We start from the raw sequence: 22,151 nt of genomic DNA, 5'->3' as shown, positions 1-22,151 counted from the left end.
GGCAGCGAGGGCCTGCAACTCGCCGCCAGGCGCGCCACCGGCGCTGCACCGGCCGCTCGCTCACCCGCAGATCCTTTCGCGATCACCGCGGTCTTCCTCACCGCGGGCGAAGCGATCGCAGGCCTCATACCGGATCCGTTGCCTGAACTGCCGCCGCTGCGCCATCGGTCCGCCACCTTGCGCGTAGCGCCTGTCACCGGCCTCCTGCAGGGATCAGCCGCCGTCATGACCCGACATCGAGCCGAGGATTTCCGTAATGCCGAACCACTCTGCTGAGGCCACCCGCTCCTTGGGGAGGGCCCCGGGCACCGTCCACGAACTGGTCGAGCGGCACGCCCGCGGTGACCGGGCGGACTCTATCGCCCTGGTCTACGGCGCCCGCCGGGTGGGCTATCGCGCCCTCGATGCGATGGCGGCCCGGGCAGCCGCCGCGCTGCGCCACACGGGAGTCGGCCAGGGCGACTTCGTCGGCATCCGCATGGCGCGCACCCCAGAGGCCGTGGCGGCGATGCTCGGGGTGATGCGGACCGGCGCGGCCTATGTGCCGATCGACCTGGCCGACCCGGCCGAGCGCGTCCAGCACGTGATCAGCACGGCGGGTATCGACGTGGTCGTGACGGACGGGCCCCCCGAACCGCCCGTCACGACCGCCCGGCTGCTCGGGCTCACGGAGGGCTGCCACCTGGTGCCGTCCGGCGAGCCCGGGCAGCCGCTCCAGCAGATCGCCGCCGGCCCGGGGGCGGCCGGCGATCCGGCCGCGGCGGCCTACGCGATCTTCACGTCTGGGTCCACCGGCGCTCCCAAGGGCGCGGTGATGACCCATGCGGCCCTGATGAACCTGCTGACCTGGCACGACCGGGCCCGGCCTGGCAGCTGCCGGCTGCGCACCGCCCAGATCTGTGCGGTGAGCTTCGACTTCTCCTTCCACGAGATCTTCTCCACCCTCGGCTTCGGCGGCACCCTCGTGCTCGCCGACGATGAGGTCCGCCGCAACCCGTTCGCGCTGGCGGCCTTCCTCCGGGACGAGCGGATCGAGCGGGTCTTCTTGCCGGTCACCCTCATGGAGCAGCTGGCGCGGGCGGTCGAGCAGGAGCCCTCGGCCGACCTGGCGCTGCGCGAGGTCATCACCACGGGGGAGGCACTGCGGATCAGCCCGCCGGTCAGGGCCCTGTTCCGCCGTACCCGGGCGCTGCTGCACAACCACTACGGGGCGACTGAGTTCCAGGACGCCACGGCCTTCACGCTGGAGGGCGATCCGGCGCAGTGGCCGGCCCTCGCCCCGATCGGGCGTCCGATCGACGGGGTGCGGGTCCACATCGTTGACCAGCGGCTGCGGGAGGTACCCGAGGGGACCGAGGGCGAGCTGTGTGTCGTGGGGGCCGGGGTGTCGCCGGGGTATCTGGGGCAAGCGGAGCTCACGGCAGAGCGGTTCGTGGCCAACCCCTTCGGCAGCGGCCGGATGTACCGCACCGGGGATCTCGCCCGCCGCCGCTCCGATGGGACGTTGGAGCTGATCGGCCGCATCGACACCCAGGTGAAGGCACACGGCGTACGGATCGAGGCCGGCGAGATCGAAGCGCTGCTCCTTGGCCATCCCGCGGTCAGGGACGCCGCCGTGGTCGCCCACGGCATCGACGGGCAGCAGCGCCTGGTCGCCCATGTGGTGCCCGGTGCGGGGCTGGATGAGGCCGGTGCCGGGCGGGTGCTCCACGGCTTCCTCGCCCGGCGGCTCCCGCCGCTGATGCTGCCGGAGGCCTACCGCCTGCTCCCCGCCCTGCCGCTGACGCCGAGCGGCAAGACAGACCGCGGGAGGCTGCGCCCCCCGGACACCTTCGAGCGGCTGGCGCCCACTGCGGTGGTGGCCCCGGTGGGTGCCACCGAGCAACTGCTGGTGGAGGTCTGGCAGGCGGCGCTGCGGGTGGAGGAACTGTCCGTCGAGGACCGCTTCTTCGACCTCGGCGGTACCTCGCTGCTGCTGGTGAAGGTCCGTCAGGAGCTCACCGCACGCCTGGGCCAGGACGTTTCGATGGTCGACCTGCTGCGCTGCCCGACCATCAGGGACTTCGCCGCGCATCTGGAGCGCTCCGCGCCACCACCGGGCGAGCACGGCGATGCGGGGGCGTCCACGGGCCGGTGGGGGGCCGATCGCCGAGGGCGGGCCGCCCCCCGGCGCAGCGGCGGCGGGGACGTCGCGATCGTCGGGATGGCCGGGAGATTTCCCGGGGCGCCCGATGTCGAGACGTTCTGGCGGAATCTCGTCGCGGGTGTGGAGTCCGTGGAGCCCTTGCCGGGCGGCGCGCGGGGACAGCGGGACCAGGACCTGGCCGCGCACCCCGACTTCGTGACGGCGGGCGCCGTGCTGCCGGCCGTCGACCGGTTCGATGCCGCGTTCTTCGGCCTCAGCCCCAAGGAGGCCGACCTGCTCGACCCCCAGCAGCGGCTCCTGCTGGAGTGCGCGTGGGAGGCGCTGGAGAACGCCGGATACGCCCCCGGCGGCGCCGGAGCCTCGGACGTGGCGGTCTTCGCGGGGGCGGGCATGAGCACGTACCTGCTCAACAATCTGGCACCGCACTTCGGCTACGGACACCGCAAAGCGCTGACCGAGTCCGATCTGGAGCAGTTCCAGCTCAAGCTCGGCAACGACGGGAACTACCTGGCCACCCGGGTGTCCCACGCGCTGAACCTGCGCGGGCCCAGCATCACGGTCCAGACGGCGTGCTCCACGGCGCTGGTCGCCGTTCATCTGGCGTGCCGGAGCCTGCTGGAGGGCGAGGCCGGTATGGCGCTGGCGGGCGGTGTGCACATCGTGGTGCCCCAGGACGCCGGCTACCTCCACGAGGAAGGCATGATCCTCTCCGGTGACGGGCACACCCGTTCCTTCGATGCGGATGCCTCCGGCACCCTCTTCGGCAACGGCTGCGGTGTCGTGGCCCTCAAGCGGGTGGAGGATGCGGTCGGGGACGGCGACCGGATCATCGCCGTGATCAAGGGCTCGGCGGTCAACAACGACGGTGAGGCGAAGGTCAGCTTCACCGCACCCAGCGCCGACCGGCAGGCCGATGTCGTCCGGGCCGCGCTGGAGGCCGCCGACGTCGACCCGGCAGACGTGGGCTACGTCGAGGCCCACGGGTCGGGCACGGCACTGGGCGATCCCATCGAAGTGGCGGCGCTGCACGAGGCGTTCAGCACCGCGTCCACCGCACGGAGCCGTCCGGGGCCCGGCCATTGCGCTCTCGGCTCCGTGAAATCCGGCATCGGGCACCTGGACGAGGCCGCGGGCATCGCCGGGCTGATCAAGGCGGCGCTCTGCGTCCAGCGCGGGACGCTGGTGCCGAGCCTGCACTTCCGCGCGCCCAACGAGGAGATCGACTTCGCGGGCTCTCCGTTTCGGGTGAACACCAAGACGGTGCCATGGGAGTGCGCCGGCCCCAGGACGGCCGGCGTCACCTCGCTCGGGGTGGGCGGGACGAACTGCCATCTGATCCTGCAGGAGCCGCCGCACCCGCTCGGCGAGAGCCCGGCGGACCACCGGTTCGTGCTCCCCCTGAGCGCCCGCAGCGACGCCGCCCTCGGCGAGCTGGCCGACCGCTACCTCGACCTCCTCGCCGCGCCGTCCCGGCCCGGCTTCGGCGACATCTGCTTTACCGCCGCGACCGGGCGCCGCCACTTCGCGCACCGCCTCGCCGTGGTCGCGGGCTCGGCGCAGGAGGCGCGCGAGCAGCTCCTGGCAAGCGTTGCCGCCGCCCCGCCGCAGCCGTCGTCCGCCCCGCGGCCGAAGAGCGTGGCGTTCCTCTTCCCCGGGCAGGGACCGCAGTACGCGGGTATGGGAGGCGACCTGTATGACCGGGTGCCGGTCTTCCGCGCCGTTCTGGACCGGTGCGACGAGCTGCTGCGTGGCCGGCTCGAACGGCCGCTGCTGTCCGTGCTGTTCCCCAAGGCGTCCGAGGCGTCCCCGATCAGTGAGACGCGCTACGCCCAGCCGGCGCTGTTCGCCGTCGAATACGCCCTCGCCGAGACCTGGCGGTCGTGGGGGGTCGAGCCCGCAGTTGTGCTGGGGCACAGCCACGGGGAGTACGCCGCCGCCTGCTTCGCTGGCGTGCTGTCCCTGGAGGACGCCCTGCGGCTGGTCCACGCCCGCGGAGAGCTGATGCAGCAGCGCACCGAGGCGGGGACGATGGTCGCGGTGATGGCCGACGAAGCCACCGTCGCGGAGCTGTTGAGCGGGGACACCGCGATCGCGGCGGTGAACGGCCCGTCCTCGACGGTCATCTCCGGCCGGACCAGCGACCTGCGGCGGATCTGCGACGAGCTGACCGGCCGGGGCATCCGGCACCGGGTGCTGGACATCTCGATCGCCTCGCACTCCCCCCTGATGGCTCCGATGGTGGCGGACTTCGAGGCGATCGCGCGCTCGGTCCGCTACCACCCCCCGCGCATCCCCATCGTGTCGACGGTGACGGGTGCCCTCATCGGTGCGGAGATCGCGGACTGGCGCTACTGGACCGGCCAGATCACGCGGACGGTACGGTTCCACGACGCCGCCACGGCGCTCGAGGCCCTGGGCCCCGGCGCCCTGCTGGAGATCTCACCGAAACCGACGCTGCTGCAGCTCCTGGAGGAGCGCGAGGAGGGCGTGGGCGGCCCGGTGCTGGTGCCCAGCCTGCGCCCGGAGCGGCCCCGCGAGCAGTTGCTGGAGGCGGCCCGCGCCCTCTACCTGGCCGGCGCCCGGCTCGACTGGTCGGCGTTCTTCGGCGGCGGCCACCGCCGCGTCGCACTGCCCACCTACCCGTGGCAGCGCCAACGCCACTGGATCGAGGCGCCGCCGGCCGCCGTCCCGGCCGGTCCGCCCGCGCTCCACCCGCTGCTGGGCAGCCGGCTCGAGCTCGCACGGAGCGAGAGCATCCGGTTCGACTCCACGGTGGGCGTGCCCACCCTCCCCTGGCTGCGTGACCACCGGGTGTTCCAGGCCGTCGTGATGCCCGGAGTCGCCTACCAGGAACTCGCCTTCAGCGCGGCACGGGAGGTGTACGGGGCGGTGCCAGCCGCGCTGCGCGACTTCTCCATCCACCGGGCGATGGCCTTCGAGGACGAACGAAGTCTGCGCCAGATGCAGGTCGTGCTCACCGCGGACGGCGGGGGGCAGCTTTTCGAGGTGTACTCCCGGCCGCTGCGAGAAGACGACGGGGCCGGCGCGGCCAGGGGCGAGGCACCGGCGGTGCCTGCTGCCTGGACCCTGCACGCCTCGGGACACCTGGCGCCGGCCGACGAGCCGGTGCGCTGCCCGCTCGCCCCTGCAGCGCTGCCGGCGCTGCGCGAGGCGTTCGCCGGTGCCGCGCTGCAGCCGGAGGAGATCTACCGAAGGGAACGGGAACGCGAGATCGACCTCGGACCGCTCTTCCACGTCACGCAACAGCTGTGGCAGGACGGGGAGACGGTCCTCTCACGGATCGCCCTGGGGCCCGCGCTGGGCGCCGAGGCCGCCCGGCACCGCGTGCACCCGGTCCTGCTGGAAGCCTGTTACCTCGCGCTCACCGTCATGTACCCGGAAAAGCTCGGGCGCAGGACGTACGTGCCGCTGGGCGCCGACGTGATCCAGATCGAGCGGCCCGCGGCGACGCAGGCGTGGTGCCACGCACGGTTGCGTCCCGCGCGGGGAAAGGATCCGCAGACGCTCCGTGCCGATGTGGACCTGTTCGCCCCGGACGGCGGTTTGATCCTGGCCATGACCGGGGTCGTGCTCAAACGCGCGGAGCGTGCGGCGATGCTCCCGGCCCGGCCGCAGGGCCGCACGGAGTGGCTCTACGACACACAGTGGGCGGCGATCCGCCCGCCGGCCGGGCCGGCGGGCGGCGGCCGGTGGCTGCTGCTCGCCGAGGACGCGGCCGCCCTTGAACTGGCCCGCCAGGTCGCGGAGTCGGCCCGCTCGCACGGAGTGACCTGCGAGGTGCGTGGCGCCGACGACGCGCCGGGCGGCACGGTGGCCGGCGGGTCCCGCCCCGACGCCGGATACGAGGTGGTGGCGGTGATCCCGGCGAGCGGAGACGGGGACGGGGACGGGGATGCCGGCCATGGCGCGGTGGCCCTGGGACAGCGGCTGCTGCGCCTGGTCCAGCACTTCGGCGCGATGGAGCGCGGCGGGCCCCGCCTCTGCCTGGTGACACGCGGTGCGCAGGCCGTCGCGGGCCGGGCCGTGACCAGCCCGGCGCAGGCCGCGCTGTGCGGGCTGGGCAGGGTGGCGGCTGCCGAGCATCCGGAGCTGCGCTTGACCCAGGTCGACCTCGACCCCGAGGCGGAACCCGGCGGGCAGGCGAGCGTGCTGCACGCCGAACTGGCCGCGCTGGCCGCGGCGCAAGAGGCGGCCGACGACCACCGGATCGGCTACCGGGGCACCCGGCGCTACACGGCACGGCTGCGCCGCGCCGCCCCGCCGACCGCGCCGGGCGCGCCGGCGGCCGCCGTGCGCCAGGACGCCACGTACCTGATCACCGGTGGCCTGGGCGGACTCGGGCTGGAGACCGCACGGCTGCTCTGCGGCGCCGGCGCCCGGCATGTGGTGCTGATGGGCCGGACGCCGCCGGACGCGGACGCCACGGAGGCGATCGCGAAACTGCGGTCCCAGGGGGTGACGCTGGAAGCGCTCACCGTCGACGTGGCCGACGCCGGCCAGCTTGCCCAGGCCGTGGGCAGGATCGGCGACGATCCCCGCTTCCCGCCGCTGGCCGGGGTCCTGCACCTGGCCGGGGTGCTGGACGACGGGGTCCTGCTGCTGCAGTCGCCGGAGCGCTTCGCGCGGGTGATGGCGCCCAAGACGCGCGGCGCCTGGAACCTGCACACCGTGACGGCGGGGTGCCCGCTGGACTTCTTCGTGCTGTTCTCCTCGGTCTCGTCCCTGTTCGGGACCCCTGGCCAGGCGAACTATGCGGCCGCCAACGCGTTCCTCGACGGCCTTGCCGCGTTCCGGCAGGCGCAGGGACTGCCTGCCCTCGCCATCCAGTGGGGCTCGTGGGCCGAGTCGGGCATGAGCGCGCGGGCGGGCATGGAAGCCGCACTGGAGCGCCGGGGCGAGGGGGTGATCCCCAAGCGGGACGGCCTGGCCCTGCTGGCCGGGCTCCTCACCGCCCGCCGCCACCCCGGCGGCACGATCGCCGTCCTGCCGGCCGACTGGGAGCGCTTCGCGGACCGGAACGCGCCCGCCACCCGCGGCTTCCTCGCGGATCTGCCGGGCGGCAGGCACCGCGGTGAGCAGGCCCTTGGGGCATCGGTGCGTGCCGTGTTCGACGCGGCTGCGGCGCCCCGGCGCCGCGAACTGGTGCGGGAGTGCGTCCGGGAACAGGCGGCGAGCGTGCTGGGCACCGGCGGCCCGGGGCTGCCGGACGACGGGGACTTCTTCGCCGGAGGGCTGGACTCGCTCACCGCCATCCAGCTGCGGCGGAACCTGCAGCGGACCCTGGAGTGCGCGCTGCGGCAGACGGCGGTGTTCGAGCACCCGACCGTCGCGTCGCTGACCGACCACCTGCTGGACGTGCTCGGCGGCGACCAGGCCGCCGCGGTCACCGGGAACACCCCCACCACGGTCCGCGGCGGATCGTCGCACGCACGAGGAGACCGGTGAGCGGCCGGACGACCCGGCTGGTGTGCCTGCACCACGCCGGCGGCAGCCCCGCCGTGTTCGAGTCCTGGGCGCAGCAGGCCCCGGAGGGCGTCGAGGTGCTCCCGCTCGCCCTGCCCGGCGGTCCGAACGCCGGCAGCCGGCGGCGCTACCACCGCACCGAACAGCTGATTCCGGCCCTCGTGACGGAACTGCAGGAGCACCTGGCCGACGACGACTACGTGCTGTTCGGACACAGCATGGGAGGTCTGCTGGCCTATCTCCTCACCCGGCACTTCGAAGAGCACGGCGGGCGAAGACCCCGGGCACTGGCGGTCGCCGCCTTGGGGGCGCCGCAGGTGCCCTGGCACGACTTCGCGGCGGAGCACGATGACGAGGCGCTGATCCGGTGGCTGCACGGTATCGGGGGAATCCCGTCGTGGCTGCTGGACCACCCCGCCTGGCTGGTCCCTTTCCTGGGACGGGTGCGTGACGATGTCGCGGTGTGCCGCTCGTACCGCCATGTCCCGCAGGAAAGACGGCTCGCCGTGCCCATTCATGTGTATGGCGGCGCGGAGGATCCCCTGGTCTCCACTCAAATACTCGAACGCTGGACAGAAATCGGGGAACGGGTGGAGATCACGTCCCTTCCGGGTAGGCATTTCCTGGTTTCCGAGGATTCCGGTCAACTGAGCCGGGCGGTTTTCGACCTCGCCCTCGGCGGTGGCTTGATGCCGACCCTCACCACGCTGCCGCGATAGGGAAGCTGATCTTTTTCTGGCAGCCTTGCCTGCGACGGTGCACCCGTCAGACAAGCAATCGCACTGGGGGTAACTGTGAACTTCAAAAGGGTTCTTGGAATTGTCCTTCTGGCGGCCGGAGCCGTCCTGACAATTTTCTTCTGGGACCTCAAGTACGAATGGTTCCAGGGCGGACCGTTCGGTTCCCTGCTGCTGATCCTCGGCGCAATTGACCTGGCCGAGTCCTTCCGGTCCAAGAAGTCCAAGGGAATCGTGGGCGAGCTGCGCGACGACCTCGGCTTCCCCCCGCGGCACCGGGACGATGACCGAGGGCACTGAGACGTTCGGCCCGGCCGGCGCGGCGGGCCGCAACGCAGCCAGCAGCGACCAGCAGGGGCCAGCAGGGGCCAGCAGGGAAAGGAACGCGGACCGATGAGCCGGTTCAACGCGAGCGACGGTGAAACCGCGCCCCGGCGGCCTGCCCGTCATCTGCACCGGTACGCCCCGCGCGACCCACCTGCCGTTCTGGCTCCCCTGGCCATCGCCGGAGCAGCCGCGCTCCGCGGTGACGGCCAACCCCACCGACACCGCCCAGCGATTCACCCGTCCGACCGCACTCACCGCGCTCTGGGGGGGGCCGGACTGCTGGGCACGTGCCGCGGCCGGGAGGCGGGATCCCCCTCGCCATCGCTCCCCCGTGCCCGCCGGGCGCGGCGGACAGCCCGATCACTGCCGACGTACCGGCCCAGATCGCGGGCGTGCCCGCCGCCGGCCGCTCCGCGCACGGGCAAGAGCCGCAGCGTCACGGCCGAGACGGATGTGACGGCGCCGGCGCGGGAGGCGCTCGGCGGGCTCGAAACGGCGGCCGTCCGGCGCCCGCGACCCCCGTGTGCCGAGCAGCGGTGACCGGCCCCGCGGGCACCGCGCAGACACCCGGCAACCGGCCATGCACGGCGAGCGGCACCGTACACGCTCTCCTCCCCCCTGCCCTCTCCACCGATCCCGCACAGCGGAAGGCACGCACTCCGTGGACGTTCTCCGCCAGATTCTGCCCCTCGCCCTGCTCGACACGCTGAGCGTCTCCACACTGGCGATCCCGGTCTGGTTCCTGCTGACCCCCCGCGGACTGCGGATCGCCAACGTCTTCTGCTACCTCCTGCTCGTCGGCGCCGGATACCTGCTGCTCGGTGTCCTGCTGATGGGCGTGCTCTCGGCGGTACGCGACCCGATGCGCTCGGCCCTGGACTCCCCGGCCGGCGACGTGGTGACAGCGGTCGCCGGGGCCGCGTTCCTCCTGCTGGCTGCCTGGCACGGCTTCCTGCGGCGTCCCGCGTCCGGCGAGGGCCGCCTGATCCGATGGCGGGCATCCGCAGTCGGCGAGTCCGCGACACTGCGAGGGGTGGCGGCCGTCTCGCTGATCGCCGTTGTCCTGGAAACCGCCACGATGTTCCCCTACCTCTCCGCCATCGACACCCTCGGCCGCGAGGAGCGCCCCCTGGGCCTGCGCATCGGCCTGCTTGCGCTGTACTGCCTGGTGATGATCGCTCCCGCGCTGCTCGCGACGCTGCTCCGCGTGATCGCCAAGCACGCCGTGCAGCCGGTCCTGCGGCGCCTGGACCGCTGGCTCCGGGACAACGCGCAGGAGAACACCGCGTGGCTGTTCGCCATCGCCGGCTTCATGCTGCTCTCCAACTCGGATCTGTTCCAACGGCTGCTGGCGCAGCTGAGCGACCAGTGACCGGGGCAGACCGTCTGACCTGCGCCGCACCCCCGCGCCGCCAGTACCGTCCCTGCACACCGATCCCCCCCGCCCTCACGAAAGCGGTCAGCGCCGCCGGGCCGCACTCCTCACCTCTCTGAACCGCAGCAACCCGGCCGCCGCCGCGCTGATCGCCACCTGCTCGCTGCCCTGGCCTCCCAGCCTGACCCCGTCAGGGACCTCGGCGGGGGCCAGAGCAACGACCCAGAGCAACGCCCCAGGGTGCGCCAGGACTTCGACCAGGGCATCTCGTGCCGGCCCGACAGATCCGCCCTCTTCACCTGCGGGTCGCCGATGTACAGGCAAAACACGGCGCGGGAGATCACGGAACAACGCCCGGGAACCACCGTCATGATGACCGGACCGGATACCGGAACCGCCGCCAGCACCACCGGCTCCGGCTCCGGCTGGTGCGGGACAGGCCCTGCCCATGCGGGGGCCTTCCCCCTGAACGCCTGCGCCGACCAGAGCGCAACACGGCGACGGGAAGGGAACGGCAGGGAGCGGCGCTGAAGCGGCCCAACTGCTGCCAGCCGACCGCCCCGGGGCGGAAGCCCTGCCGCGGGATTCCTGCCGCGCACACGGCAAGCACCGCGCAGCACTGGCGGGTGGACCCGGCACCCGAGCGGGGGCCGCGTGAAATGTCGTCCGCGTCCCCACCCCGCCCTCGAAGGAATACATCGAAAGATGTACCCGGCCTTGTACCTGGGAATGAAATTTCCACCGCCGCGTCAAGGCCTCACCTACGCCCTGCCTTTCGCTTGTACATTATTTCTGCGACTTCGGTGCTGTGTGAGCGGTGAGGTGACATGGGAGCAGGAATAGTAATGATTATCCTGGGCATCGGTTCCATTGTCACGGACGCCAAGGGGGAAGACTATTTCTTTCTCGAATGGGCGGCAAAGTGCCAGCCCTTAGCGGGCTCCCTGCTGGCCGGTACGGGTTGTGTCTTAACAGCGATTCACTGGCGCAGGGAGTTCAAGAACAAATGACGAAAAAAAATGTCGCCCTTGGTGTCGCGATCATGGGAATGGCCGTCATGACCGCCTGCGGCCCGGCCGATGGCGAGTCCGGCTCATCGGACCGTGCAACGACCGGCACCTCCAGTGCCAATGAGCTGATCGGAGCCAGGAAGAAAATCTTCTTCAATGTCCTTGAGAACACCAAGAACAAACCCTCCGGGGTCAGCGACGAGGAACTCGTCAGTCAAGGCAACGCGGTCTGCGCCGCCGACGGCAACGGCGGTGTGGGCGGCGCCATCGGCAGCGCCGTCAACATCACCCGGGAGACCAAGAAGAAGCTCGACATCTCATACAAGGACGCAGTCGCCGTGGTCGGCGCGGCCCGCGCGGCCTGCAAGGCGCAGCCCTGACCCCAGCCGCGCGCCTGCACGAGGCGGGCTGCCCCACTGGTTCGCGAACGCAGGAAGTGCCTCGGCCCGCAGGCACGAGGATCGTTGAGGTGCTGGTTCCCGTCACCGCCGGAGGCACTGTCCAGGTGAAGAAGCGCATCGGGTCCTGCCCCCGTGTCCGCACCGAGGGCGGCGGTCGTGACAGGGTCTGGCAGACCGGTTCGGCGCCGCTGACAAAGACGGCCCGCACGGCCGGTCCGCACGCGGCGATGCCGCCGGCCCCGGCGCCCTGGCGCAAGACCCGGGCGGCGCACCATCCGGGCACGATCTTGCGGGATGCCGCACTCGCGGCCGCCCCGGGCGGGGACGGCCCGGCCGATGGCAGCACCCCGCAGGCCGAGCCGGCCGTGCGCGGGCCGCTGGCCCCGGACCCGACGGCCCCCCGGCTGATCGACACACCCGCGTCCGGCGGGCAACCCGCCCTGGCCACACTCCGCGCCGCCCGCAGCGAAGTACGCGAACACGCAAGGAAAGCCGGCCCGCCAGACAGCGCCGGCGGACAGGGGCGCGCGGACACCGACGGCATGCCCGTCCCGGCGCACTTGGAGAAGGACGCGGCCACGGCCGGGGCCTGGGCCCGCGGACGGGGAGCCGGCAACGATGACGCTCCGCGGCCACGGGTCATCGCGGTGGACGGCACGACGCCGCACGGCGCCCCCACCACGGACCGGCCCGGGAGCGCGCCGCCAGCCGCGAGGGAGCACACCGGGGCCGCCGCCCCCGCCCCGCGCCAAGCCGCCGGCACGAGCACCGCCACCCCCGGCTTCACCGCGCTGCTGGACACCCCCGCCCTGAAGAACACCGCGCTCACAGCCGACGCCCGGCATACCCAGCACGGCCCCTGCACCGACCGGCGCGCGCACGGCACCCGCCACCGGGCGAGCATCAAGGCCGAGCACCCCGGCCCGCACACACAGCTCAAGAACCTGCCCTGGCGCGGGATGCCGCTGGCGCGCCGGGCGCGCCGGGACCACACCCATACCCACCCCCGCATCGGGACCCGCCGCCCGACGACGGTGACGCCCCCTCACCCCGACTGTCCCGGCCCCTGCCAAGCCCTCCACCCGGCGCGCCGGCACCGCGAAGCGAGCAGCGGGAAACACCCCCTCGAACGCGCCTGCCGGAACACCAGCCGGCCACCGGGCACCGCCTCCGGCGCTCAACCCGCCACACAGATCCGCAGGCCCTGGCCCAGCGCGGACCCCCCGCACCACGCAGGAGGCCCCCACCGGGCGGCCACCCCGCACGATGGCACCCCCGCACCACCTCACCCCCGCCAAGCAGCACCAGGACGGCCCCACCGACACCGCCGCCATCCCCGTCCGGCAGACCGCCCCTGCCCACCCCCGCACCACCGCCACTGCCCGCCGTCTCGCCACACCCTGACCCGGCCGGACAGCCCCACCTCCAGCAAAGAGACCCCGCTCCAGCCCAACAGGACGGCACCCCGCACCCCGCACAACAGCCGCCGACCGCCACCCCGAGCGCAGCAACAGGACACATCCCCAGCTGAGAAGTGTCCTCCCCCGGCAGGTGAAGCCACCGCACCGGCCTGTGCCGCGTGGCGGCCAGAGCCGCTCACCGAGGCCCCCGCAGAAGCCCCCCTGCTGGTGCAGCCGGTCATCTCCCCTCGCCCCCGGACCGCGCCCGACAGCCGTCGCCGCACCCGCACCCGGACCCGCAAACCTCCACCAGAGCACCGCCCGCGGCGATCAGGGACAGCCCACCCGGGGCCACGCGGCACCGGCGATCCAGCAAGCGGCGGCGGGACGCCGCCCCTCACGCAAGCCGCCAGCCTCACGGCCGGCTCCTCCTGCTCCGCCGGAGCGAACCCAACGGCGGCCGGCCCGGTACCCCCCTCCTCCCCGTGGCGGGCGGCGCACCAACCCGCCCGCCGCCGCACGGAAATCAAGCCATTCCTCTGCAATCCCATGATCTCCTCATGGCTGGATGCACCGCCCGAAGCTATCGTGACCGCTGTCGCACAAGCAGCGCCTTTACCACACCTTTATCTACGTTCTCGAGGGTCAACGCCTGAAAGATGCCCCATACACGGTCGGCTCGACCGAACAACAGACAAGGGGAAACGGAAAGTGCTGAACCGGTATTTCAGGATCTGCCCCCAGAGCGGCATAAGGAATGCCAGGAAACCCAGATCCCCCTCACCGGCGGAGGTCTCCGCGCCTGTGCACTCACGCACCACAGGACCTTCCCCGCTGACCGGCCATCTCCCGTGTCGCCACATATGAAGCGCGGACAGGGACGCAGCCCGGCACACCTGCGGCGCATGTGCGAGGCCCGTCTGGCAGCACTAATGCTCCCCGCATCGCGCGATACGGCACACTTATGCGCACATCTGAGCGAGCGGCGAGGCCGCCCTCTCCATCTGATCCCCCTCGCCCTGGGGGCCGCACAGCCGTGCGGTCTCTGGGTAGCCTCGGTCACGGCCGACTTCGTCGTATTCGAAGCCAACACCACACGACCGCATCAAGATCACATCATTATGCATGAGCTGGCTCATATACTCTGCGACCATCGCGGCATATCGTCCCCGGACAGCGCGGCCGCACAGCTGCTATTTCCGGACCTGGACCCGAGAATGGTCCGCAACATGTTATACCGAGCAGGGTATTCGGATGCTCGAGAGCGCGAAGCCGAGATGATGGCGAGCCTCATCCTCACCACGCAGAATGACCCGGTCGCCGAGCCGTCGAATCCCGCACTCGGAGCTCTCGGCGGGGCTCTGGGCATCACCCCGAAACGATGCTGGCCGTGACACTCAGCGACCTTCGAAGCTTCGGCGTCGAACTGGAGACAGCCGGCGTCGCGTGCATGTGGCTGGCGGTGATCTTACGGGCACCGACCGCCGCGCGATCACGTGCGCAACGCCCCCTGTGGTTAGCGGTCATGGGCGCCGCCGTTGCCGTGACCTTCCACCTGGAATGGGTCAACGAGCTGGTGCACCAGGCCGTCACCCCCACACACCTGACCGCCCTGGCCCGAAACCTGTTCGGCGTCCTCGCCTCCGCCGCCGTGCTCGACTTTGTCCTCATGGCGGCCCGCGGCCGCCACACCTACTCGCTCTACGGCTTCGCCGGATCCGTGATCGCCACACTCACCTGGCTGGATACCACCGCAGACTCACACCTGCACCACACCATCCCCCCGGCCGGCCCGCCCTCACCGACCACCGCCTACTGGGCAGTCCTCGTGACCGTCAACCTCGGCACGAACGTCGTGTGCGCAGCCGCCTGCTGGTGGTACAGCCGCGCCAGCCACAACCCCTCCCTGCGCGCCGGATTACGGCTCTTCGGCCTCGGCGCGTTCTTCGCCGGTGCCTACTGGCTGCTCAGCGCCCTCTACATCGGGATCCGGCTCCCGTGGATCCCCTCGACCACCCCACTCCTGCTCGGGTGCTACGCCCTCGCCCGAGCGAGCGCGATCTGCGTCCCCCTCGCGACCGCAACCGCACTGACGCTCCGGCGCATACGGCTTCTGCGCAAACTCCAGCCCCTGTGGCGCGACCTCATCAACGCCGTACCCGAAATCCACCTGGCACAGACCCACCAACACCGCCGCCTCGGCTACCTACGCTCCCCTGACCCCCTGGACCTACACCTCTACCGCACAGTGATCGAAATCCGCGACGCCATCCTCAGCCTCCGCAGCTACATCCCCCCAACCGTCCTGAACGACGTCCTGACACACCTGGCACACACCACCTCACCCCCCGCCGACACCGACCCCCACGTCACCGCCTGCTGGCTGCGCATCGCACGACACACCAAAGCAAAAGGCACACCCCCACTACACACAAACCCTGCTCCCCCCCTCCTCGGCGGCACAGACCTCCCCAGCGAAATCACCTTCCTCTGCCACGTCGCCAAAGCCGACACATCACCACACATACGCAAACTCGCCACCCACCTCAGCCACCAACACACACCAACCTGAACCCGCCCTACCACCCAGCCAGCCCCGGCAAACAAGCCGGAAAACCGATGCCCCGGACGGCACACGGCAACCACACAAAACCCCACTGACATGGGACAGTTACCCCCCCCACCCCGCCGGCACTGCCCATACCCGCACGGCACAAAGCAGTAGACAGCGACACCCACAACGACAGCCCCACCACAGGCAAGGCACGACCATGCCGCCCAACAGACGAAGGCACACCCCGACCACACCGGTCACGCAGGACCGGATCGGGGCAGACAGCCTCAACCAACACACAGCAACCCAGGGAAAAGAGCGCGAGAAGCCGTGTGAGAACTGGCCTATTGGGGATCTACGAGGACATCGCGCTCAGTGGCCAGCCACGATTCACCGAAGGCACGGCGGCCCCGTCACACGAGGGACCTACGCCGACCGTCGCCCTCCTCGGGCAACTCCCGCACATGCTGGAGCAGGACCAGACGGGCAGAAACCGTCCATGACCTGTGTTTCCCCCTGCCCGGCCATCCGGACTGACACGACTCGGGGCGCGACCTGACGAGTTCGCTCGTGTGAGCATGCCGCACCGGTCTTTCCGGTGCGGGCCCGCCATGCGGCTGAAGCCGCGGCGCTGGCCGGTCGCGGGCCCCGCTCCGGCCCCCTCGCCCGGCGCCTGCACCTCCCGCCCCCGCTCTCTCCTTCTCCTGGGAGCCCGGCGGGGCGGCGCAGAGGGGTGCCGGCCCTTCTGGAATGCCCGGCCACCGAGCCTGGCCTCGAGGAGTGCCGCCCGGCGCAAAGCAGGGGCGCGCTCCAGCCCTCGCGTCTTCGCGTCTTCGCGTCTTCGCGTCTTCGCGCCCACAGCGTTCATACACCGGGCCGTCAGGTGTCGGTGGAGGAGGGTGCGCGCTGTGCGGCCGATCCCGATCTGCGCCGACCGGGAGCCGAGCACCGTGCCGAGTGTGGAAGAAGTCCGACTCGATGTACCTGCCGGGCCGGGTGCCCATCACCGGGACAGCGGGTCCGGCTCGCGGTGCGGTGAGCCGGTCGACGGTTCCATGGCCTCATGACTCCTCGCGGAACAGAAGTCGAGGCTTTGTACGGGACGTGCGGTGTGCGGTGACGGGCAGTCAGATGGCCGCGCAGCGGGCCGTGTTGTCACGCACGGAGGCGATGTGACACCGTGCGCGCCGGCGAGGGAGTCACAACAGGCCCCGGTGGCCAAGAGGGTCTCACCGGTGATCCAGCCCGCGTCGGGGCCCGCCAAAAAGGCGACGACGCCGGCGATGTCCTGGCCCGTACCGAGCCTGCCGAACACGGCGTTGCGGACCGCACGCGCCAAGAGGCGCGAGGGCAGGGACCGGCGCAGCATCCCGGTGTCAGTGAGCCTTTTCCAACCTGATGGCTGCGCAGAGTCGTTGGTGGCGAAGGGCTGTACGGAACGACGAAGCTCCTGGTAGACGGGTTCACGACCAAGATCACCCTGTCCGCCAGGAGCTTCGCGTGCTTGTCTACCCGTCCGCCATCGATCTGTCGAGCCGTACTTTGCGATACCTGAGCAGGCAACTTGCTACGCGGCGAGGGGAAGTCGGTACGCGGTGGCGACGTCTTTCTACGGGACGCCAGGCCCTGCTCACGCCGGCACACCTGCGGTGCGGTGACACCTACGCCCAACTCGCCGCAGGATTCGGCGTCGGGATCGCCACGGTCTACCGCTACATACGAGAGGCCGTCAACGTCCTCGCCACCCTCGCGCCCACGCTGACCGATGCCGTGGGGGCCGTGCGGCACAAGGCGTTCGTCATCCTGGACGGCACCCTGTTGCCGATCGACCGGACCGCCGTCGACCGCCCGTACTACTCGGGGAAACACAAGCGCCATGGCATGAACGTGCAGGTGCTGACCGATCTGTTCGGCCGTCTCATATGGGCTTCTCCGGCCCTGCCCGGATCCACCCATGATCTGACCGGGGCTCGTGCCCACGGACTCGTCGAGGCCCTGGCCGAGGCCGAATTGGAGTGCTGGGCCGACCGCGCCCACCAGGGCGCCGGCCGCCACATCCGCGTACCGATCCGAGGCCGGAAGCTCCAGCGATGGCAGCGGCGTCACAACACCACCCACGCCAAGATCCGGTGCGTCGGCGAACAAGCCATGTCCACCCTGAAGAGCTGGCGCGTCCTCCGCAAGATCCGGTGCAGCACCACCTGGATCACCGACCTCATACGGGCAATACTCGCCCTCCACCTCGCCACTTCCGTATGAGGTTGGAAAAGGCTCACTCACTAACTAGGTCAATCCGTGCTCACCGAAGAACGTCCGCATTCCACGGCCGACTGGCGCGAGCACGGCGACACGCCGCCCGGCAGGGGGGCGCCGGGCGGCGTGTCATGGACGGCAGCGGCGGGGGCGCCGGGTGCCGTCAGCCCGTCAGGCGCTGCTCGTCCTGGTCGCGCAACAGGGCGCACAGGTCCCGCAGTCCCGTCTCCAGGCGGCCGGTCTCCTCTTCTGTCAGATAGAGGGAGGGAGCGAACCGCAATGTGTTCGGCGCACTGGCCGTCGGCAGCACCCTGATGTGGTGCGCCCGCAGCAGGAAGCCGGCAGCGACGTACCCCAGGATCCCGCCCGCGGCGGCGGAGCTGATCATCGCGGAGCCGGACCCGGACTGGTCGTGGAACTCCAGCCCCTGCAGCAGGCCCTTGCCTCGCGTCTCCTTGACGACGTCCGAGTAGTCGGCACGCACACGGTCGAGCGCCGCGCGCAGCATCTCGCCACGCTCCACGGCCTGCCGGTAGGCCGCGCCGTCCTCCGCCTCCAGCATCTCCAGCACCTTGAGGGCGATGGCGGTGGAGAAGCCGTCCTTGGCGAAGGTCGAGCTGTGCACCAGCTCGAACTCCCCTCGGTAGCGCTTCTGGTGCACCAGGACGACCGAGCTTTTGGCGATGCCGCCGCCCAGGCTCTTGGACAGCGCGTAGTAGTCACCGCGCAGTCCCACCAGGGAGCTGGCGAAGAAGGCGCCGGTGCGGCCCAGGCCCGTCTGGATCTCGTCGATCAGCAGCGGGCAGTCCGCCTCGGCTGACACCCGCTGGATGTGCGCCGCGGCGTCCCGGTCCAGCAGACGGATGCCGCCTTCGCCCTGGATCGGCTCCACCAGGAAGGCGCAGAAGGCGGGGAAGTCGCGCTCCACCACTTCGGCGACGCCGTTGGTGACCACCACGTCCAGGACGCGTGCCTGCGCCCGTATCCCGTCCACGGTCTTCTTGAGTACGTCGGGCTGATCGTGCGGGAGGAAGAGCGCCTGGGTGCCCAGTCCGCCGAACGCCGACCGGAACCCGTCGTTGTGGGTGAGTTGGACGCTGCCCATCAGCTTCCCGTGGAACGATCCCTCCAGCGCCAGCAGCACCGGCGGGCGGGCCGCCACTTCGCCGTTGTGGCGGGCCACGGCGCCCACCAAGTGCTCGAGGGCATCCTGCGGCGATCCGGTGGCGGCCTTGGGCGGTGCGCCCGCGGCGGCCTTGCGGTAGGCGGAGTCCGCCACCGTGAGGCGGCCCTCCCTCGCCGCGTCCCGTGCTTGCTCGACATGCTCCTCGATCTCGCCCATCAGCGCCGAGACCTTGAGCACTCGGTCGAACTCCGCGTGCTTGACGGCCGTTTCGATGGCCTCGGCGCCCGTGCTGGCGAAGTGCGCGAAGTAGGGCTCGGTGTCTCCGGTCTCGCGCCGGAGGATCTCGTTGAGCTTTGCCGCGAGCCGGTTGGCCACGGGGTGACGTGAGAACTGGGCGTACACCGGGACCCCGGAGTCCAGAACGGACTTCGCGTGGGCCGTGATCTCCGCATTGTTGTGGCCCAGGATCAAGGACGCGTATCCGCCGCAGTAGTCGGTGACCGCAATTTCATTGCCGTCGGTATCGAGGTAGAAGAGCGTGTTGCCTTCGGCTCTCACATATTCGACACCAAGGCCCGAACTCGACAGCACGGTGGCCAAGTACGGTTCGGTGAGCTCGGGTTCCGTTGCTGCCGATTCCATAATCTCTCCTCCGGTGGGGGGAGGCGGATACTCTCCCCTCCCCCGCTGTGCCACCACGTTTGCGTGAGCCTAGAGAATGTCGGCGGGCGGGGAAACAGCAGCCGGTAATACGCCGGTAATCCCGTGCACGCATCGGGTGGTGATCGTGCGATGGGCGTGCTGTGGGCGGCGTGCGCCTACTTTGGTCTGCGTTCTTCCGACTGTTGAAAAAGAAACTCGGAAGGTCGCGCATCGACTACGAGGAGCGGCTCGCCATGAAATCACGCGCAGAAGGCCACGCGGTCGTCGTGGGGGCCGGTCCGGCCGGCCTCTTTGCGGCCCGGGTGCTGGCCGACGCCTATGGGCGGGTGACCGTCGTGGAGCGGGACGATCCCGCCGACGAGCACCGGCGCGGGGTTCCGCAGAGCGAACACGCGCATGACTTCCTGGCCCGCGGCTACCAGATCGCGGAGGGGTGGTTCCCCGGTGTCGGTGACGAGATGGTGGCCGGCGGCGCCCACGCCGGGGACATCGCCCGCGACGTCCGCTGGGTGATCGGCGGCAGCCCTCTGGTCAAAGGCGACTCCGGGCTGACCACCGTGGTCAGCTCCCGTACGTTCAGGGAGCGCCACCTGCGAGCCCGCGTCGAAGCACTCCCGCACGTGACGGTGCTCGGTGGACGGGACGTCGCCGGGCTGTCCTTCTCCGGGGACGGGAGTGTCGTCGACGGGGTGCTCCTGGGGCCCGACGGGGCCGAAAGACTGTCGGCCGACCTCGTCGTGGACGCCTCGGGGCGGGGCTCCCGCACCCCGGTGTGGCTGGAGGAACACGGCTACGGGCGGGTCGAGGAGGAAAAGCTCAAGGTCGACGTGGGGTACGCCACCCGCGTCGTGCGGGCGCCGGCGGACGCCTTCGCCGGGGATGTCTGCATCAACATCGTCGCCTCTCCCGACTCCCCGCGCGGGGGGTCGTGCCAGCGGGTGGAGGGTGACCGCGTGGTGGTGACGCTCTACGGCGTGCTCGGGGACCACCCGCCGACCGATGTGGAGGGCTTCAATGCCTTCGCCAAGTCGCTGGCGGCCCCGGACATCCACGAGATTCTGGAGGTCTCCGAGCCGCTGACCGAGGCGCGGCGCTACCGCTTCCCGGCCAGCCTGCGGCGGCGCTATGAGCAGATGGGCTCCTTCCCCCGCGGGCTGCTGCTGCTCGGCGACGCCGTGTGCAGTCTCAATCCCCGTTACGGGCAGGGGATGGCGTTCGCCGCCCTGCAGGCCCTGGCGCTTCAGGACCATCTGCAGGAGGAAGGGGAGGGGCTGGAGGCGGGCGCGTACTTCCAGCGGCTCGCCGGGCAGGCCGTCGATCCGGTCTGGGGCATGACGCTGCTCAGCGATCTCAGCTTTCCCGGGGTCCAGGGCGAGCGGACGCCGGAGACGCTGCAGGTGCTGGACATCGTGGGCCGGACTCAGATCGCGGCCACCCTTGACGGGTCGCTGGCCCTCAGCTGCCTGCGGGTCTTCGGGCTGATCGACCCGCCGACCGCGCTCATGGATCCCGCGGTCCAGGAGCGCGTACACGAAACGCTGACCCGTCGGCCGGCACATGCCGGCTCCGGGACAGAAGGCAATTCAGAAACCGATAGGGGAAATTGAGCCATGGATCTGGCGTACGCAGGCAAGTCGGTCGTGGTGACTGCGGCAGGCCGGGGCATCGGAGCTGCGGTGGTCCGCACGTTTCTGGCGGAGGGGGCGCGCGTTCTGGGTGCGGACGTGGAGGTGTCCAGGGAGCTCAAGGAGAGCGGTGCCCTCACCTTCGAAGGCGATCTGACGACCGTGGAGGGTGCCGAGCTGCTGGCCCGGCGGGCGTCCGAGGAGTTCCCGGAAGGCGTCGACGTACTGGTCAACGCGGTCGGCGGGCTGGCCGGCATGCCGATCACGGGTCTCGACGGGCTCACCGAGGAGGTCTGGCAGCGCGGCTTCGACCTCAACCTGAACTCGGCGGTCCGGGTGACCCGGGCGCTGGTGCCGCAGCTCAGGGAGGCCGTGGTGAGCGTCGCCTCCAGCGTCGGCCGGTGGCCGAGCCAGGGCCCCTACTTCTATGCGTCGTCGAAGGCGGCTCTGCGGGCGTGGTCCAAGGGGCTGGCAGACGACCTCGGCGAGCGGGGAATCCGGGTGAACTCGGTCTCTCCCGGGCTGATCACGACGCCTCTGTGGGACGAGTACGGGCCCCGGCTGAGCAAGGAATGGGGCATGGAGACGTTCGAGGAGTTCGAGCGGGAGATCCCGGGCATGGCCCACGTCACGTCCGGGCGATGGGGCACGGCACAGGAGGTCGCCAACCTGATCGTCTTCCTGGGTTCGTCCGCCGCCTCGTACATCACCGGGGCCGACTACCTCATCGACGGCGGCATGGAGAAGGTCCTGTGAGCTCGTAACAAGCCCACGGGTCGGCGCTCTTGAGGCGTCACCAGCCGATCAGCGTCCAAGGACCGCCCAGGAATTCCGTCGGCCTCCCGTGAGGCCGACGGGACAGGAAAGCTCACCTGACGAAAGGAATCACGACATGAACGGCGAGATCCTCGAGGCGAACGCAGACCACCCGTCGGGCACCGTGGACCTCATCTCCGACCTTCCCGGCGAGCGCACCGAGGTACAGGCCAAGAGCGGATCCGTGAGGACCCTCACGATCAGCTACTGGCACTGCTGCTGACACTTCTTCAC

12 protein-coding genes and 1 pseudogene are annotated in these 22,151 nt (G+C 70.9%); 11 read left to right on the top strand and 2 right to left on the bottom strand.

The genetic code is table 11. The features are described 5' to 3' along the window. Window positions 1–256: 256 nt before the first annotated feature. From OG453_RS43905 to OG453_RS43875, 7 genes are all read left to right on the top strand, one after another. Window positions 257–7,612: a type I polyketide synthase gene (locus tag OG453_RS43905; protein ID WP_266874425.1), complete on the top strand. Its 7,356-nt coding sequence runs from the start codon at window positions 257–259 to the stop codon at window positions 7,610–7,612. Next, a complete protein-coding gene (locus tag OG453_RS43900) occupies window positions 7,609–8,349 on the top strand; it encodes a thioesterase II family protein (protein ID WP_266874424.1) in 741 nt (246 codons plus the stop codon). The genes OG453_RS43905 and OG453_RS43900 overlap by 4 nt, the downstream gene beginning before the upstream one ends. Window positions 8,350–8,424: 75 nt before the next feature. Then, complete coding sequence (locus OG453_RS43895) at window positions 8,425–8,667, top strand: hypothetical protein (RefSeq protein ID WP_266874423.1); 243 nt, start codon at window positions 8,425–8,427, stop codon at window positions 8,665–8,667. A gap of 688 nt (window positions 8,668–9,355) precedes the next feature. Beyond that, complete coding sequence (locus OG453_RS43890) at window positions 9,356–10,066, top strand: GAP family protein (RefSeq protein ID WP_266874422.1); 711 nt, start codon at window positions 9,356–9,358, stop codon at window positions 10,064–10,066. 913 nt (window positions 10,067–10,979) lie between these two features. Then, window positions 10,980–11,459 (top strand): hypothetical protein, encoded by a 480-nt coding sequence (locus OG453_RS43885; protein WP_266874421.1) that lies wholly within the window; start codon window positions 10,980–10,982, stop codon window positions 11,457–11,459. A gap of 1,287 nt (window positions 11,460–12,746) precedes the next feature. Beyond that, complete coding sequence (locus OG453_RS43880; protein ID WP_266874420.1) at window positions 12,747–12,884, top strand: hypothetical protein; 138 nt, start codon at window positions 12,747–12,749, stop codon at window positions 12,882–12,884. Between the two features lie 1,377 nt (window positions 12,885–14,261). Then, window positions 14,262–15,452, top strand: a complete 1,191-nt coding sequence (locus tag OG453_RS43875; RefSeq protein ID WP_323178753.1) for an MAB_1171c family putative transporter — start codon at window positions 14,262–14,264, stop codon at window positions 15,450–15,452. A gap of 1,192 nt (window positions 15,453–16,644) precedes the next feature. On the opposite strand, the pseudogene OG453_RS43870 reads toward OG453_RS43875, so the two are convergent. Then, window positions 16,645–16,803 (bottom strand): annotated as a pseudogene (locus OG453_RS43870) (SDR family oxidoreductase); the annotation flags it as partial. Between the two features lie 131 nt (window positions 16,804–16,934). On the opposite strand from OG453_RS43870, the gene OG453_RS43865 reads away from it, so the two are divergent. Further along, window positions 16,935–17,693: a transposase family protein gene (locus OG453_RS43865; RefSeq protein ID WP_266874418.1), complete on the top strand. Its 759-nt coding sequence runs from the start codon at window positions 16,935–16,937 to the stop codon at window positions 17,691–17,693. Window positions 17,694–17,850: 157 nt separating this feature from the next. On the opposite strand, the gene OG453_RS43860 is transcribed toward OG453_RS43865, so the two are convergent. After that, the gene (locus OG453_RS43860) at window positions 17,851–19,455 is read right to left on the bottom strand and encodes an aspartate aminotransferase family protein (RefSeq protein ID WP_266874417.1); all 1,605 of its coding nucleotides are present in this window, start codon (window positions 19,453–19,455) and stop codon (window positions 17,851–17,853) included. A gap of 254 nt (window positions 19,456–19,709) precedes the next feature. Between OG453_RS43860 and OG453_RS43855 the strand changes: the two genes are divergently transcribed. From OG453_RS43855 to OG453_RS43845, 3 genes are all read left to right on the top strand, one after another. Next, on the top strand, window positions 19,710–21,083 hold the full coding sequence (locus OG453_RS43855) for an NAD(P)/FAD-dependent oxidoreductase (protein ID WP_266874416.1): 1,374 nt from the start codon (window positions 19,710–19,712) through the stop codon (window positions 21,081–21,083). Between the two features lie 3 nt (window positions 21,084–21,086). After that, window positions 21,087–21,857 (top strand): SDR family NAD(P)-dependent oxidoreductase, encoded by a 771-nt coding sequence (locus OG453_RS43850; RefSeq protein ID WP_266874415.1) that lies wholly within the window; start codon window positions 21,087–21,089, stop codon window positions 21,855–21,857. Window positions 21,858–21,993: 136 nt separating this feature from the next. After that, on the top strand, window positions 21,994–22,140 hold the full coding sequence (locus OG453_RS43845) for a hypothetical protein (RefSeq protein WP_266874414.1): 147 nt from the start codon (window positions 21,994–21,996) through the stop codon (window positions 22,138–22,140). The last annotated feature ends 11 nt before the right edge of the window (window positions 22,141–22,151 follow it).

This window comes from Streptomyces sp. NBC_01381 (assembly GCF_026340305.1).
In the GTDB taxonomy this organism is placed as follows: domain Bacteria; phylum Actinomycetota; class Actinomycetes; order Streptomycetales; family Streptomycetaceae; genus Streptomyces.
Note: the sequence above shows the minus strand (reverse complement) of the source record. Positions and strands in the feature narration are given on the sequence as shown.